Consider the following 14,400-nt stretch of genomic DNA (forward strand, 5'->3'; position numbering starts at 1 on the left):
TCAGCGCCTCTTGTTCGCTGCTGCCTGATTAATCCCAATTCAAGCGAATATCGTGCTTAAAGCGCAACTCGCGCGGTAATGTCGGGGCTGTGGCTTCATCAATATGCGGGTGCACATTATGTGGCGGCTTCACAGTTGCATCGCGGCCATAGATGAAACTTTGTTCCTGTACAATAACGCGGTAGGCTTTGTTAAGTTGAAGCGCACGCTCAACAGTGGGCGTGATAAGTTGGTAAACATCTTTGCCTTCAAATGCTGCCGGCTTGATGGAACCATCCCTATTAAAAAACTTGTGTTGCATTTCATCATTTGAGCGAAACTCATCACCACCACCAACACGCTGGAGGTAGGTTGCGATTTCGCCTAGCGCCTTTTCATCGGCACCGAGATTCTTTGCATCTTTCATACCGTGTAAGTTAATATAGCCCCATCCGGCTGCACCTCTGACCTTGCGCGGAAAAGCCCAGGTTTGGTCGATGTTACCGCCGACAGAGGCATGGCAGCCACGGCAGAAAAAGTTTTCTTCATTGGTTTGCGGGCGTAACTCACCATTGGCATCTTCAATAAAGCCAAGCAGGGTCCAACCCTGACCACTATCAAAGCCCTTATCGCCCAAGTCGATGTAGCGTGGCAGGTTTTCGTCGACTTTTTCTTGTAGTTCATTGCCATAACGACTGGCAATCTGGCTGGTTGAAAGTCGGGTGGTTTTGACCATATAACGCAACTCTTTCATGCGCTTGGGAACGGTAATTTCCTCTCCCTCGATACCAACATAACGCACCGAATGTAAAAACTCTGTCCCTTTGGGATAACTCATGCGCACAACAGCAATATCACTTGCGGCACCCAGATAGCTATCACGGCGGATTATGCTTTGGGTTTTTGTGAGCTTGCCGTCGCCATCAATATCCTGGCCGATTTTTTGCTCATCAACGGTGGGGAGTGATACGCTTTGCAGGTCTTGAAACGCGATTTCTGTCAGGGCGAGGTTGGCCATGTAAACATCGCGGGATGGGTTGCCATCCACAGTTTGGCGAAACTCTTTGGGAAGTCGGATCAATACATCATCGGTGCTGCCATTGGTGGGCCAGAAAGTTGAAGGTTGCGGCTTGTAATTGAACGCCACCCAATTGGAACCATCTTTGGCAAAGCCGTTTTTATCAAAGGCTTCTGCAGCCAGAGCGTAGTTTTGTAAATCCGGTATCCAGCCTTGCCATTCATTTTTTTTAAGGTTTGCGGCCAGTGCTTGGTAATTATCTTTATTGATGTAATCAAGGATTTCTTGATCGCCGATCTGGGCAACAGCAAGGCTACGGTCGACAAAGAGATTTAGGTAATGGTTGGTAAGACCTTGCTCTGAAAATTCATAGGCCTGCTGTAATGAACCGTCCTGCATGAAATTGGGGCGTGTTGGATCGGCATTGTCCTGATGGCAAACGTAGCAAGGGTTATATTTCCCTTCAATTCTGGTGTAGCACATGGGGGGAACAGGTGCTTCATTATTATAAATCTTGCCAGTTTTGGCCAAATCAAGCGAGTTTCCGAGCGCTTGCATTTTCTTTAATGCATCTGGGGTGGCGGTTGCTGCTTGCGAGAGCAAAAGTGTAATCGAAGTGACCGTGAATGTGGTTAAAAGAGGGCGCATCGGTTTTTTCCGTAACTGAGTAGAACGCAAGAAAGCGGCACAGGGCCGCTTTCCAAGTTTGATGCATCAACGCATTAGCGCTGTGGCTGCCAAACCCACATGGCGTTGTTTTCGTGCTTGCTGGTGTCCTCACCAATCAACACATTGCCATTTGCCAGAACGACGAGGTTATCCGGGTTAGAAATGCCATTGATATCGCAAGAGTTTGCAGCGTTGCTCTTGTCGTATTTACCGCCAGCAACAACAGGGTTCATGGTCGCAACATCGAAGTTGGCGTCCAGCTTCATTTCATAGACAACACCACACTTGTTTGTGCCTACTTGAATGTCGCCTTTGTCGTCTGACATACCTTTTTCAACGGCTGACATAGCCATGTACATGTAAGGCACAGAACCGTCAGCAGCTGCTTTCAGGTTAATGTTAACGCCTTCCATTTTACGGAATTCAGCAGTTGCGCCTTTTGCAGCAGCAGCACGACGGCTTTCCAAGAATGCGACACGGTTGTCTTTTGCTTCACCGCGCGCCCAAGCGGCAACTTCTTCATCGCTGATGTAGTTGGTTGCATCGGCTTTGAAGTCTTTTTGTGTGATGCCGTTATAGTCGGCTACCCATTTGCTGATTTCTTCGTTGCTGCCATGCGCCAGCTCGATCCAGGAAACTTTAAAGCCAGCTTCTGCAGCTGGAGTGCCAGCAGGGGCCTGCTGATCCATTTTAGCGGCAAAAAGTGTACCAGCGGAAAGATCGCCAGCTTTGTCGGCAACAAACTTGAAGAAGACAACGTTGGTGCCATCGTCAGACAGATAAACTGTTTTCTCATCTGGCATTACCACAGAGTTTTCGTGGCTGAAGCGACCAAGAGCCATTTGTTTTACAGGTGTTGCACTACCTGCTGGATCGGTGATTTCAACAATGTAACCGTAATCATATGGGTTTGGATAGGAACCCAGGTAGCTGGCCAAGTTATTGACACCGCCAATGTATTTATATTCGCTGTTATTCCAGTCTTTGGTGTTGTCAAAGTACAGCTCTTCTGAGGTCAGCGGGGTGCCCCATGGGCTTAATGTACCAAAGCAGTTTACCCACGTGCCTTTAACAGAAGTAAAGTCCAGCATTTTGGCGTCTTGAGCGTCAGCGGTCCAAGTGCCGTCAGCAGCGCGGCTTAATTTAACGCGCGACATACCGCCCGGACGGTCTTCCCAGTTGGTAAACAGGTAACCTTCGTTCGTACCAGTTGGAACAAAAGCGTTGAAGTCAGGGTCGTTAGAAACCTTGATTTCGCCAGAAGCACCGGTGATATGGCCAATTTTACCATAGGAACCTTCTTGGAAAAGGACCTGGTATTTACCAAGGGTAGAGGTAACGGTTTGCTTATCTTCGGTTTTTGTTGGGGCAGCAAGCTCTGCAGCTTTGAAGTTGGCATTGGAAATAACGCCGACAGCAGCTTTAGCATATTCGTTTGGTAGGTCATCTGAAGGATGCTGAACGTTGAAGAACAGATCATCGCCTTCCAGATACATGCCGGTGATTTCGCCGCCAACCGGAACTGTCACAACACGTGTGAGGTTATCTGCAAGGGCAACAGTAGAAAGACAAGTTGTTGCTGTAAGTGCAACAAGAAGCGATTTGAATGACATTTGGGTCTCCTGACTCTTATATGGTCAGGTGCTGGATAGTGTTTGTTTGTAACAGTTATATCTCGGTAAATGCCGGTATCGCAGTTCTTTAAGGTTTGGTTACATCTTTGAAATAGATGAACATAAAAGTAACCTTTAAAAAAATAAGTATTCGCGAAATTATACTTAATTTCTCATATTTTAGAGTTATTGTAAAATATGGAATTTTCCTGACAGGAGATTTTTATAGATGATAATTTGTAGGGTTTCCTTTTGAAATTTGTGTAAGACCGGTACACGTAGTTTCTGAAATTTTCTTTGTGTATATGTTATTCAGCAGCCAACCCTTGCTCTAGGGCGCCATAAGCATCGAGCTTGGCAATTTGAGCTTCGAAAGCGTCATAAACTGGGTCCATTTTCAGTGTTGCGCGATTACGGCATCTCGAAAGCTGAATTTCTGCCTGCTTTAAATTTCGTGCCTCGAGTGCATCTATCATTTTTCTATGAATAAGCTTGAGCTCCAGAAAGTCCTCTGAAAATGCCAGGGCAGAATCGCCGAGCAGGGCATAAACGCGCTGGTGGGGTTTGGGTGTATTTTCTGTAACGGGAACGGTTTCTAGAAATGCAAATTCGGTTGCTTCTTCAACGGTTCGCGGACACACAAGGATGTTAGCACCTGCTTTGGCGCAATGAAGCAGTAGGCTATCAGTGTCATCGACGCAGTTTCCAAGCGCGGCGTAACGAAACTTGTTTCGATTGCCGATGTTACCGATTTTGGCGCGGCCAGTGCAAATAGATATGCGTAATGGCATGTCTATATTATTAAAGCCACGTGCAACCAGGTGAAAACGGTCCCTGTCGTGGTAGGTTTGCATCAACTCCTGCATGGCAAGGGCGGCACGGCACGCACAGGAGCCATGGTCCGGCTGGAATAACGGCGCATTCCAAAAACCGGTTATCTGGCCGCGGCCCATGCGGTTTATGGTTGCATGATTTTGCATCATCAGTTGGGATTGTGCGTCGATGAAGGTGCGCGAGACGGAAATAAGCTCTTCAGCGCTCAGACGGTCATAAAGGCTGCGAAAGCCGTCCAGCTTGGCATTCAAGAAAGACAAGCGCCGTTCCATACCTTCTAACTTGGCTTGTTCCGGCTCTTCGAGTAGTTCGGGCATGTTACCTGCCCCTAAGGAGCCTTTAAACGCACTTACCAGTAAATTCCTGTCTCGATTGAGTGTTAAAGAATATACCAGAGCCCAAACAACAAAACTGACAAGTGCAGCAAAACACGGGTAGAGCGGGTCAAGCACCACATGAGCGTTGGCGAACTGATAAATACAAAGGGCAATAAAGAAAAACGAGCTGCCAATACCCACATAAAAGCCCGAGGAAATGCCATAGTTGCTGGTTGCTATTAAAAATACAAGGGCTAGAGCCAACGTCGCCATGAACTCCAGACGGCCAGTCCAGGGTTGACGGGATAGTGTTGCGCCTTGAATGGCCTGTTCTGCAGCCAGCGCATGTTTGGCGGTGGCGCGGGCACTTGTGCCTACAAAAACGAGGGCGCCGTTAATTAATGGCTTTAAAACCTGCCTATCAGCAGTTTCAATTTCTCTTTGCCCTACAAGGTTAACCTGCGAGTTTTTGGGGCGGTGCAAAAGCATCAGGCCGTCTTGGCTCAGCTGTAAGTCCGGTGCGCGGGTTAGGCCGGCGACTGTGAGCGAGGCTGCAGCCAGCGACATGTAGCCCGGTGCTTTGCGGTTGACATCATAAGCATAGAGCCAAGGATTTTGCAGTTGGGCGCTGCCATCAACGTTTAGGGAGTTGTAGGCAATTGCGCTTGCATTCTCAGCCAGGGGCGTAAATGGCAGTTTGGGATAACGCTCTGCTGTGGTTTGCTTGACAATATCCGGTTGGGCGGAAAGCACAACGGGGTACTTGGCAATTGTGCGGGCTAAAATGGCGTCATGATCCGGCAGGCGGGTGAGTGTTTCGGCTATTAAATAGTGGCTGCCGGGTTTTTCTGCCTTGTCAAACTGCGAAATGTAGTCGCTGATGTGTGCACGTGGCGAGGTCGGGTCAATATCGGTTAGATCAACATCAAGCGCGATGGTTTTGGCACCTGCTTTACCAATACGTTCCACCAGACTGGCCAACCGTGTGCGTGGCCAATCAACTGGAGTATAGGCCTTGATTATGTTCGCATGAGCATCTGTTTCATCAAGCAGAACGGTTAAAGTATGTTGGCCGGCAACCTCACGCGGCCAAACCCACTCGTAGAAACCTAGCGAGAAATTGGTGAAGTTATCGGATATATGCGGGTTGGTTAGACGCAATAGTGCAAGAATAACGATGACGACACTTGCCAAAATTGTGGCCAGTGCACGCCTCTCGTGCAAAATCCGCCCTGGCTCCGCCATTGGTGCCCCCCAACTTAGTATCTGGAGTTGTTCCAGTTTTTACCCTTAAACCTACTTTAAGCGCGGGTAGAAGGTAGAGCAACTCCAATCATACTAATGCGGTATTTTCTCAATAGAACTGGCTTAAACCCCTAGGTGAAGTTGGGGATTATCGATCAATCGGTTTCCGCGGGGGCTACAGAACCATTATCCATTGCGCTCGCTTTGACGGCTTTTTGTACTTTTTCGAAGGCTCTTACCTCGATTTGGCGTATGCGTTCACGGCTTACACCGAACTCCTCAGAAAGTTCTTCTAAAGTTAAGGGTTTTTCCAAAAGTCGGCGTGCTTTGAATATGCGTTCTTCCCGCTCGTTCAAGACATCCATAGCATCGTTAAGCATGGAGCTACGTGCTTGCATTTCTTGACGTTCTGCCAGCTCGTGCTCATGGCTATCGCTATCATCTACCAGCCAGTCTTGCCACTCGCCTGATTCTCCATCCGTTGAGCGCAGAGGTGCGTTGAGTGAGGCATCGCCGCTTAACCGGCGGTTCATGGAAACCACTTCACTTTCACTAACGCCTAAATTCGTGGCGATTTTGGCAATTTGATCCGGTTTTAAATCGCCATCCTCAAAGGCTTGGATTTTGCCTTTCATGCGGCGCAAATTAAAAAAGAGCCGCTTTTGATTGGCAGTGGTGCCCATTTTAACCAGCGACCACGTACGCAAGATGTACTCTTGTATGGCCGCTTTAATCCACCACATGGCATAGGTGGCGAGACGAAAGCCCTTATCGGGTTCAAAACGCTTGACTGCTTGCATTAAGCCCACATTGCCTTCGGAGATGACTTCGCCCAATGGCAGCCCGTAGCCGCGATAGCCCATTGCGATTTTGGCAACGAGGCGTAAATGGGATTGAACCAGCTTTTCGGCTGATTTGGTTTCGTCATGCTCGCGGAAGCTTTTTGCCAGCATGTACTCTTCTTGTGGTTGCAGCATGGGGTATTTGCGTATTTCATCTAAATACCGCGATAATCCCCCTTCATCCTGTGAAATGGCAGGTAAACTGCGGGCCATAATATGTGCACCCCCTCAAAAAATGTTGTGCTCCCGATAAAAACAATCGTGTAGCAAGCGCATTCCGGTACCTAGCTCAGCATACCGGAAGTTCTCATATGGGGGCAATGTGTCGAAAACACCACCTAATTGCGAAAAAAAATGACTTAAACTTGGCGTAATCCTTGCAAGATGCCTTGAAAGTCATCGGGAAGAGGGGATTCAAAGCGCATAATTTGGCCATTTCTAGGGTGTTCAATGACCAATAGGCCAGCATGCAATGCCTGGCGTTTGAAGTTGGCTATGAGGCTGCACAATGGTTCTTCAAACTTGTTATGCTTGGTTTTGAAACCGGCACCGTATTCTTGGTCACCTATGAGAGGGTGACCAATATGGGCCATGTGGACGCGTATTTGATGAGTACGTCCTGTTTCCAGCCGACACTCAATGAGGCTGGCGAGGGCGGGTTTGTCTTCTGGTCCAAAGCGCTCTTGCAATTGCCAGTGGGTGATGGCGTGGCGGCCCTGGTCCGCTTTGACGACGGCGATTTTTTGGCGATTGGCGGTGGCGCGTGCCAAATTGGCATCTATTGTGCCTTTTAGCCCAATAGGAGCCCCCCAAACAAGCGCCTGATAGGCACGCTCTAAAGGGCCATTGCGGCCATGGTCGGCAAATTGTTCGGCCAAGCCTTTGTGGGTGAAATCATTTTTAGCCACAATCAGCACGCCAGAGGTATCTTTATCAATGCGATGGACAATGCCAGGGCGCTTGACCCCGCCAATGCCAGAGAGGGAATCGCCGCAGTGATGCAATAGAGCATTGACAAGTGTGCCAGTGTGATTGCCAGCCCCTGGATGAACAACCAGCCCGACAGGTTTATCAATAACAATCAGGTCATCATCTTCGTAAACAATGGAGAGGGGAATATCCTCTGGCTGGGGTTCTGCCTCTTCTGGCTCTGGAAGGGTGAGAGAAAAAACATCTCCTTCGTTGACCCTGTATTTGACAGCTACTATTTTGCTCTCACCGAGAAGAACACTTCCGGCCTTAATGAGGCTTTGCAAGCGGTTGCGGCTGAACTGGGGTAATTGCGCTGCTAAGGCGGCGTCCAGTCTTTGTCCTGCTTGCTCTGCTGTGATGGTGACAGCGGCACTGTTATCATTTTCTATATCAACCTGAGGGGTGCTTACTGCCCCCTGTGGAGAGTTATTATTCATGCGTGATCCTGTCGCTGACGACCAAAGGGACGAAGAAAAACCACTTGATCCGGCAAGTTTGGAAATTCAACAGAAGTTGCGGCGTCTTCTTCTGCGCTCCAGCCTTGTTATGGGTGTTGGTTTTCTGGCCGTAATTGCTGTTATTGTTTATAAGGTTGCAAGCGGCAAGTCCAATGATGGGTTTGAACACATAGCAGCAACTGTTGCTTTGGAAAAAAATGAAAAAATCCTCGATATCGAGGTGATGAATGGCAAACTGGCAGTGCTTGTGGATCAAAATGGGGCGCAATCGCTTGTGTATATCGACCCTGTAACAGGGAAAAAGCTAGGGAAAACAGTATTTTTGGCACGATGACGTGGAAAAAGTTCCCTTTCTTATGCAAAGGGGGCTTGCCAAGGCCAAAGAATGCCATTAAACACCCGCTCATCGCAAACGCGAAGCGCAGGCGCCCATCGTCTAGCGGTTAGGACGCCGCCCTTTCACGGCGGAAACAGGGGTTCGATTCCCCTTGGGCGTACCAACGCTTCGGTTGCGAAAATACGAGCTGATCTAAAGCTCAATAAAGTGTGCGCCCATCGTCTAGCGGTTAGGACGCCGCCCTTTCACGGCGGAAACAGGGGTTCGATTCCCCTTGGGCGTACCATTTATTTTCCCTGAAAAATTGAAGTGCTTTTCCATGTGCATGGCATGGAATTAGTCGTTGTCTTGATTGTTTTGAAGAACAGGCAAGACGATTCCTGTCTTATTCTTTAGTTAAATTGACCCTACGTAAAATTGGCATAATATGCTAAAGGCATGCATTTTACAACTCTAGATAAATTTTACTAAAGAAGGAGGGGATGCCATTAGGTTACTGTTGGCACTGTTTTTGCCATTTGTGGTGTTTTTTACCATCAAGCGGCCACTCCAAGGGATAGCCTGTTTATTATTGCAAATGACGCTTATTGGATGGATACCGGCGGCCATTTGGGCTGTCTATGCTTTATCACAGTATAAGACGGACAAGAAAATACAGAAAATGCAAGAGCAACAGGCTGCTAAAGCTGTTTAGAGTTCGTGTTTCGCGATTTAAGCTAAAGGTCGATCATACAGATAAACAGTTTATGGGGCTGTTGAGCTCCATAAACTGGCTTTTAAAGCTAGGGCAGTGTGTGCACTATTTTGTGGTTTGGCGCCTGAATTAAGGTTTTAGAACCACCGCCCGCCTAGGCCAGCGCCCAAGTGGTGGTCTTCTTTTTTGCCTTCAACCTCATTCCAAAGCGGCTCATCCGAGTGGGAAGAACTTTGCTCTGGCGTTAATGATGACCAGCTGGCCTTCATTTGGTTATTCAGCTCGCGTAGTTCGTCGATGCCATCAATGCAAAACCCGGTTTCGGCTGGTTGTGCGCTAGGCATTGAACTCTTAGCCCCATTATTATCTTGTTTTCTAGAGCTTAGAGTTGACTGTTGGTGCTTTACTTGCACATGCATTGCAACTTCTACTCCTCTAAGCGTGATCTCGTTAGGAGAGCTTGCAGCAAACCGAACATCATGAAAATGGTTGGGAGGCCAAAATTCATATTGTTTACGAGATCGGAGCGTATTATTACGCACGATGATTGGGGGTCTGCAAGTGGAAAATCATGAAATATTCATGACCCATAAATTTGCTTTTTCCAATCAATGACATCCTAGAAGAAAAACTATTTAAAGCAATCGGAGTAATTTGCTTAACGTAACGTATTCGTTGTTTCTACTTACTAAAATACAATGGATAATCGCCCAAAAATTCACAGGAGAATGAGTTTTGCTGATTGCACGCCATTTAACGATTCTTGATTTAGCCAGAGAAAACGGCACCGTTCTTGTTGACGATTTAGCAAAGCGATTTCAGGTTAGCCCGCAAACGATCCGCAAGGATTTGAACCAGCTTTGCGATGAGGGCGTTTTGGCCCGTGTGCATGGAGGGGCAATTCTTAACTTCGGTGGGCAGAATGTTGGCTATGGTGCGCGCCAGTCACTTGCTGGTATGGAGAAGGAGAGTATTGGAAGGCGTGCTGCAGAGCAAATACCAAATGGTGCTTCACTTATTATCAATATCGGAACAACAACAGAAGCGGTTGCGCAGGCGCTGAAGACGCATCACCAGTTAATGGTGATAACAAACAACTTGAATGTGGCGGCGACGCTGCGGGTGTGCCCGGAAATCGAAGTTGTGGTTGCAGGAGGGGTGGTGCGAACGAGTGATGGCGGTATTGTGGGGGAGGCAGCGGTCGACTTTATCAAGCAGTTTAAAGTTGATTATGCGATCATCGGGGCTTCTGCTTTGGACCGGGAAGGGGCATTGCTAGACTATGATTATCGGGAGGTAAAGGTAGCACAGGCCATTATTGAGAATGCGCGCCATGTTATTCTTGTGGCCGACCAGAGCAAGTTTGAGCGCACTGCACCTGTGCGCATTGGCAGCCTTGCCCAAGTGGATACTTTAATAATGGATACAAGGCCTGAGTGGCTGAAAGACAGTTGGCTTGAGCGCTTTGATCTCACACTCATCGAAGCTTGCTTGTAATTTGAGTGGTAAGTTATTTTTTGCCTGACGCTGCAGATTTGCTGCGATATTTTTCAATGCGTTGTGCCAAGTTATCTTGGTGATCACGTTTCGATTGCGATGTTCTAGAGCCGACTTTTTTCAGATCATTTATATTATTCATAATCCCGTCAATCTTCTTCTCAAGATCGGGGTTCGCGCTTAATGCCTTAACAGCTAATTGGGCTGCAAGGTCTTTAAGCTCTTCACGCACAATTCTATCTTCTTCCGGTGTCGGTTGTTTTTCTGATAGCTCGGTGAGCTCGATAGCAACGGCAGGTAACTCTGTTTTTTCTTCTTCTTGTGTTCCCAGTGGCTGTTGTTTGTCATCCAAAGCAGGGGCATTATTGTTATCGCTGGTACCTGCTAGAGTAGGAGTGCTATTTTCGTCACTATCTGGGGAAGATGCTGGTGCTTGTAGCTGGGTAGGCAAGTTTTCGTCCATAGCGTTATCGTTTGTGCTTTGCACCGCGGTGTGCAAAGCGTGATTGGCGATTGGTTTTTCGTCATGCCCCTCTACAAGTATGATTTCTTTAATTAGGTTCGATGTTTCCTCAAGTTTTTGGGCCGTTTGTTGCTCTTCATCATTTGCTTCTTGCATTATTTGTTGGGGCTGCTCGTTTGAAGATACCGGAGCTGTTAGAGAAGGGGTATCAGTGCCCTTTGAAGTTTCAAGTTCTTCCGCCTCTATGCTTGTGGAAGTCAAATCACTCGGTGGTGTTAGCGCAATCTTTGTGCTTTTAGCTACAGATCCCTTGTTAGCATCTTGCTGGCTTGCCTTGGTTACCACTTCCGTCTTTTGGGCCTGCGCTGATTCGTTTTCTTCCAGTTTTATAGGCTGGTTGTTCTTCTGGGTACCTATAGTCGCTTCAACGGCAGCTGGTTCAATTTTCTCCAGCCTATTTGTATGAGTCTGCTGGGTAGCAAGTGTGAAGCTTTCCCGGGCTTTTTGAATGCGGCTGCGTATCGTTGCCAGTGCATTTTCAAACTTCTCTTTGGCTTTCGGGGCTTTGTCTGTCGTTTTTTTTGTGTTGGCCAGTGTGTTCTTCTTGCTGGCTGCAGCCTTCACCTTGGTGTTTGGTTGTTTTGTATTGCGTGGGTGTAATTGCTTTTTGTTATTCTTACTGCGCCTGTTGTTACTCTCTTGTGCACGCCGGTCCCTGCGGCTCATGTCTGCTGTATGCGGTTTTGATTTTCGGGCTGGTGACGCCTTTAGAGGCTTGGCTTTTGGTGTATTTTCTTGCTCGTTACTCTTGGTTTCTTGCTGTAGCTCAGGTGCCTTACTCAAGCTATCAATGAGTGTACGCACGCGGCCCTTGTTAGCGCCACCTTGAGTTTTGAGGTTATCTATCTCTTGTTGGGCGTTGATTATTTCTTGTTTGAGTTTTTTTATTTCCATCTGCATTTCTGCAGCATGTGCCTCGGCGCGCCCCGTTTGTGCGCGTTGTAAAGCTAGTTTATCGGCTGTGTGGCGCAAACGTGTATTTAGCTTATGTTCGCTAATCGCGGCTTGTGCCCGCATATAATCGCGGGCCATTGTCGCGCGTGAATGGGTTACCGGATTCGCAGCCTCGAGTGCATTGCGCGTTAGCCTTACCGCACGGCCCCAGACAAACGGGAGTGCGGCAAGGCCAAGGATACTGGCGGTTAAAAAGCCGAGCGAAATATATAGTACTGTCTCAATCACTAAGCGAACCCAATCTGTTTTTTGTCGCTGCCAAACAAAATCTACTTCCCTGTGCCAAACTGGCCAGAGATGTTTTAGCTTAAACAGCCAAACCTAAATAAAGGTTATTGGGTTTCTTATATCAGAACGGGTTCCAGGTTGGCTCCCTAGTAAATTTCAAATATCCCATATTTACACCGAGTCTTGCACCCATACCGGTTCTAACAGGTACAATATTGATTTTGTTGTTGGAAAGAACCTGCATAGAGAAGCCGCCAACAAGGTATGCAGCGCCTTTAATGCCCACATAACGGCGATAGAGTGCATCAATTGAGGGTAAGTTGTACACGAGCATCATGACACGGTTGCCGTCGCCCCCCATATCCCAGCCCAGAGAAGGACCTTGCCAGAATACTGTATGATTGCCTGCATTTCTTGTGTATAGCACACCCTCGCCATAGCTTGCGCCGGCAAAAAAGGCGGCCGAACCTTCTTCGCCAAGTATATAGCCGTTTGGTTCGCCATATTTGCTCATGGCCGACTGAACCACTTCGGCCAACCCGGAAGAGAGGCTTCCAAAGAACCGGTGTCCTGCATTCACAATATCATTTTGATGATATGTCTGTGCATTTTGCTGGTTGGCATATTGCGCCCAAGCAGGCGCTTGTATTGAAAAAAAGGCCAAGCAAAACGCGAAAGCTATGGCCATATTTGTTTTCCATGAATAAATTAACGCCTTAAATACCATAGGGCATTACTCCTTATGAGAGAAGCGTCGGGGTTTTCTGCTTCTACAAAATGTGGTTTTCAATGTTATCTGCTGCCTAAAATTATGCCAGAATCATGAATTTGACCAAGAGTTACGGGCAGCTCGTGTGCACACTGTTTAAGCGGTTAAATATACAACTAGCACAAGTGATGGGGTTGATGGACAATACTCGAAAACTGGGTTTAGATTTCTACAGATTATTGGCGAAACTGTGGTGGGCTCTAGTTATTTGCATAATAATAACTCTTCCGATCAGCGGGTTTGCGTATAGTGCACCCAGAGCGCAGCGGCTTGCGCTTCATGGTTACGACCCGGTTGCCTATCAATTACAAAAGGCGGCGGTGAGCGGGTCACGAGAGTATGAACTCAGTTGGCAAAATGTTTTGTGGCGGTTCCGCTCGGAAGGCAATATGGCTGCGTTTATGCAAGCTCCCCGGGTTTATGCGCCAGTATTTGCAGGATGTGACCCCTTTGCTTTGGCGGATGGACATGTTGCGCAGGGTAATCCACGCATTTTTGCCATTTACCAGAAACGATTGCTCTTGTTTTATTCCCGTGCGAACAGGTATCTTTTTTTCTCAGACCCGCATGATTTTTGGAATTCGGCTGTAAGAGATAAAAAGCACGATGGGTGCCGTTATGGGCAATAAATTTAAACTATGACCTTCTGCTATGCAGTGGCAAAACTGAACCAATCGAAACAGGGAACAGGATCGTTAATGGCGCATTACCAAAAGTTAACTTCACTGGATTTGGCTGCATTAATTGCCAGCCGAGTTTGTCATGACATTATTAGCCCTGTAGGCGCTATTTCGAATGGTCTTGAAGTTCTTGATGAAGACAGTGGTGCAGACATGGCAGAGTTTGCCATGGACTTAATTCGCAAGTCCGCAGCTCAAGCGTCGGCCAAACTTCAATTTGCCCGCATTGCATTTGGCGCCGCCGGATCAGCAGGTGCTGAAATCGACAGCGGTGATGCCGAATCAGTGGCTCTGGGCTACATGAATAGCGAGAAAGCGGAGTTGAATTGGCAGGTGCCGCGAAAGCTGTTGCCGAAAAATCAAATCAAACTGATTCTAAATATTGTTTTGATTGCAACCGCAAGTATCCCCAGAGGAGGCTTAATAACTGTTAGCGAAGAAGCGGGAGACAGTTTGAGTGGTTATAAAGTAACAGTTGAGGGGAAAAACGCTCGTATACCAGCCGTAGTTGCGGAAGTTTTTGGCGGAAATGAGCCAGAACGTATTGATGCCCATACGATACAACCAGTTTACACATACTTGCTTGCGCGCGAGGAAAACATACAGCTTGAGGCAATAAAGACAGAGGAAACTATTGTTTATACGGCAAATTCTGCAGTGTGAATACAATTATTTTAAAACCCTAATTCACCCTGCTTTCAACCTGTGTTAAATAGTTGTAAAAGTATAAACACTGCTGGTTTTATCTGGTGAATTTAGTCAAGGTCTGTT

13 protein-coding genes and 2 tRNA genes are annotated in these 14,400 nt (G+C 47.5%); 7 read left to right on the forward strand and 8 right to left on the reverse strand.

What is annotated here, in order from left to right; all coding sequences use genetic code 11:
- Nucleotides 1-28: 28 nt before the first annotated feature.
- The 5 genes from AYK67_RS12460 to AYK67_RS12480 form a co-directional block, all read right to left on the reverse strand.
- Entirely contained in the window at nt 29-1,645 is a 1,617-nt protein-coding gene (locus AYK67_RS12460; RefSeq protein WP_068087172.1) for a hypothetical protein, read from the reverse strand.
- Nucleotides 1,646-1,719: 74 nt separating this feature from the next.
- Entirely contained in the window at nt 1,720-3,279 is a 1,560-nt protein-coding gene (locus AYK67_RS12465; RefSeq protein WP_068087175.1) for a PhoX family protein, read from the reverse strand.
- A 308-nt stretch (nt 3,280-3,587) separates the two neighbouring features.
- The gene (locus tag AYK67_RS12470) at nt 3,588-5,675 is read right to left on the reverse strand and encodes a CHASE2 domain-containing protein (protein ID WP_068087178.1); all 2,088 of its coding nucleotides are present in this window, start codon (nt 5,673-5,675) and stop codon (nt 3,588-3,590) included.
- A gap of 155 nt (nt 5,676-5,830) precedes the next feature.
- Entirely contained in the window at nt 5,831-6,730 is a 900-nt protein-coding gene (gene rpoH / locus AYK67_RS12475) for an RNA polymerase sigma factor RpoH (protein WP_068087182.1), read from the reverse strand.
- A gap of 146 nt (nt 6,731-6,876) precedes the next feature.
- Complete coding sequence (locus AYK67_RS12480) at nt 6,877-7,926, reverse strand: RluA family pseudouridine synthase (protein WP_068087185.1); 1,050 nt, start codon at nt 7,924-7,926, stop codon at nt 6,877-6,879.
- Between AYK67_RS12480 and AYK67_RS12485 the strand changes: the two genes are divergently transcribed.
- From AYK67_RS12485 to AYK67_RS12500, 4 genes are all read left to right on the forward strand, one after another.
- Nucleotides 7,925-8,281, forward strand: coding sequence for a hypothetical protein (locus AYK67_RS12485; protein WP_068087188.1), 357 nt, complete (start codon nt 7,925-7,927; stop codon nt 8,279-8,281). The genes AYK67_RS12480 and AYK67_RS12485 overlap by 2 nt on opposite strands.
- Before the next feature lie 91 nt (nt 8,282-8,372).
- Nucleotides 8,373-8,447 (forward strand) — tRNA-Glu (locus AYK67_RS12490).
- A gap of 48 nt (nt 8,448-8,495) precedes the next feature.
- Nucleotides 8,496-8,570, forward strand: a tRNA-Glu gene (locus AYK67_RS12495).
- 210 nt (nt 8,571-8,780) lie between these two features.
- Nucleotides 8,781-8,978, forward strand: coding sequence for a YqaE/Pmp3 family membrane protein (locus AYK67_RS12500; RefSeq protein WP_338012337.1), 198 nt, complete (start codon nt 8,781-8,783; stop codon nt 8,976-8,978).
- 137 nt (nt 8,979-9,115) lie between these two features.
- Here the strand turns inward: AYK67_RS12500 and AYK67_RS12505 are convergent, their stop codons facing one another.
- Nucleotides 9,116-9,322 (reverse strand): hypothetical protein, encoded by a 207-nt coding sequence (locus AYK67_RS12505; protein WP_156453145.1) that lies wholly within the window; start codon nt 9,320-9,322, stop codon nt 9,116-9,118.
- Nucleotides 9,323-9,713: 391 nt separating this feature from the next.
- Between AYK67_RS12505 and AYK67_RS12510 the strand changes: the two genes are divergently transcribed.
- Entirely contained in the window at nt 9,714-10,475 is a 762-nt protein-coding gene (locus tag AYK67_RS12510) for a DeoR/GlpR family DNA-binding transcription regulator (RefSeq protein ID WP_068087198.1), read from the forward strand.
- 13 nt (nt 10,476-10,488) lie between these two features.
- On the opposite strand, the gene AYK67_RS12515 is transcribed toward AYK67_RS12510, so the two are convergent.
- Nucleotides 10,489-12,180 (reverse strand): hypothetical protein, encoded by a 1,692-nt coding sequence (locus AYK67_RS12515; RefSeq protein WP_068087201.1) that lies wholly within the window; start codon nt 12,178-12,180, stop codon nt 10,489-10,491.
- 121 nt (nt 12,181-12,301) lie between these two features.
- Complete coding sequence (locus AYK67_RS12520; protein WP_068087349.1) at nt 12,302-12,868, reverse strand: DUF1134 domain-containing protein; 567 nt, start codon at nt 12,866-12,868, stop codon at nt 12,302-12,304.
- Between the two features lie 218 nt (nt 12,869-13,086).
- Between AYK67_RS12520 and AYK67_RS12525 the strand changes: the two genes are divergently transcribed.
- Together AYK67_RS12525 and chpT are read left to right on the forward strand one after the other, a co-directional pair.
- The gene (locus tag AYK67_RS12525; RefSeq protein WP_162265106.1) at nt 13,087-13,578 is read left to right on the forward strand and encodes a YHS domain-containing (seleno)protein; all 492 of its coding nucleotides are present in this window, start codon (nt 13,087-13,089) and stop codon (nt 13,576-13,578) included.
- 69 nt (nt 13,579-13,647) lie between these two features.
- On the forward strand, nt 13,648-14,292 hold the full coding sequence (chpT, locus tag AYK67_RS12530; protein ID WP_068087207.1) for a histidine phosphotransferase ChpT: 645 nt from the start codon (nt 13,648-13,650) through the stop codon (nt 14,290-14,292).
- Nucleotides 14,293-14,400: the final 108 nt, after the last annotated feature.

The organism is Polycladidibacter stylochi, assembly GCF_001562055.1.
GTDB classification, from domain to species: domain Bacteria; phylum Pseudomonadota; class Alphaproteobacteria; order Rhizobiales; family Stappiaceae; genus Pseudovibrio; species Pseudovibrio stylochi.

Coding starts and splice junctions, on each gene's coding strand:
- AYK67_RS12485 (WP_068087188.1), top strand. CDS start 7,925: ATGCGTGATCCTGTCGCTGACGACCAAAGGGACGAAGAAAAACCACTT.
- AYK67_RS12465 (WP_068087175.1), bottom strand. CDS start 3,279: ATGTCATTCAAATCGCTTCTTGTTGCACTTACAGCAACAACTTGTCTT.
- AYK67_RS12470 (WP_068087178.1), bottom strand. CDS start 5,675: ATGGCGGAGCCAGGGCGGATTTTGCACGAGAGGCGTGCACTGGCCACA.
- AYK67_RS12460 (WP_068087172.1), bottom strand. CDS start 1,645: ATGCGCCCTCTTTTAACCACATTCACGGTCACTTCGATTACACTTTTG.
- AYK67_RS12480 (WP_068087185.1), bottom strand. CDS start 7,926: ATGAATAATAACTCTCCACAGGGGGCAGTAAGCACCCCTCAGGTTGAT.
- rpoH (WP_068087182.1), bottom strand. CDS start 6,730: ATGGCCCGCAGTTTACCTGCCATTTCACAGGATGAAGGGGGATTATCG.
- AYK67_RS12520 (WP_068087349.1), bottom strand. CDS start 12,868: ATGGCCATAGCTTTCGCGTTTTGCTTGGCCTTTTTTTCAATACAAGCG.
- chpT (WP_068087207.1), top strand. CDS start 13,648: ATGGCGCATTACCAAAAGTTAACTTCACTGGATTTGGCTGCATTAATT.
- AYK67_RS12525 (WP_162265106.1), top strand. CDS start 13,087: ATGGACAATACTCGAAAACTGGGTTTAGATTTCTACAGATTATTGGCG.
- AYK67_RS12505 (WP_156453145.1), bottom strand. CDS start 9,322: ATGCCTAGCGCACAACCAGCCGAAACCGGGTTTTGCATTGATGGCATC.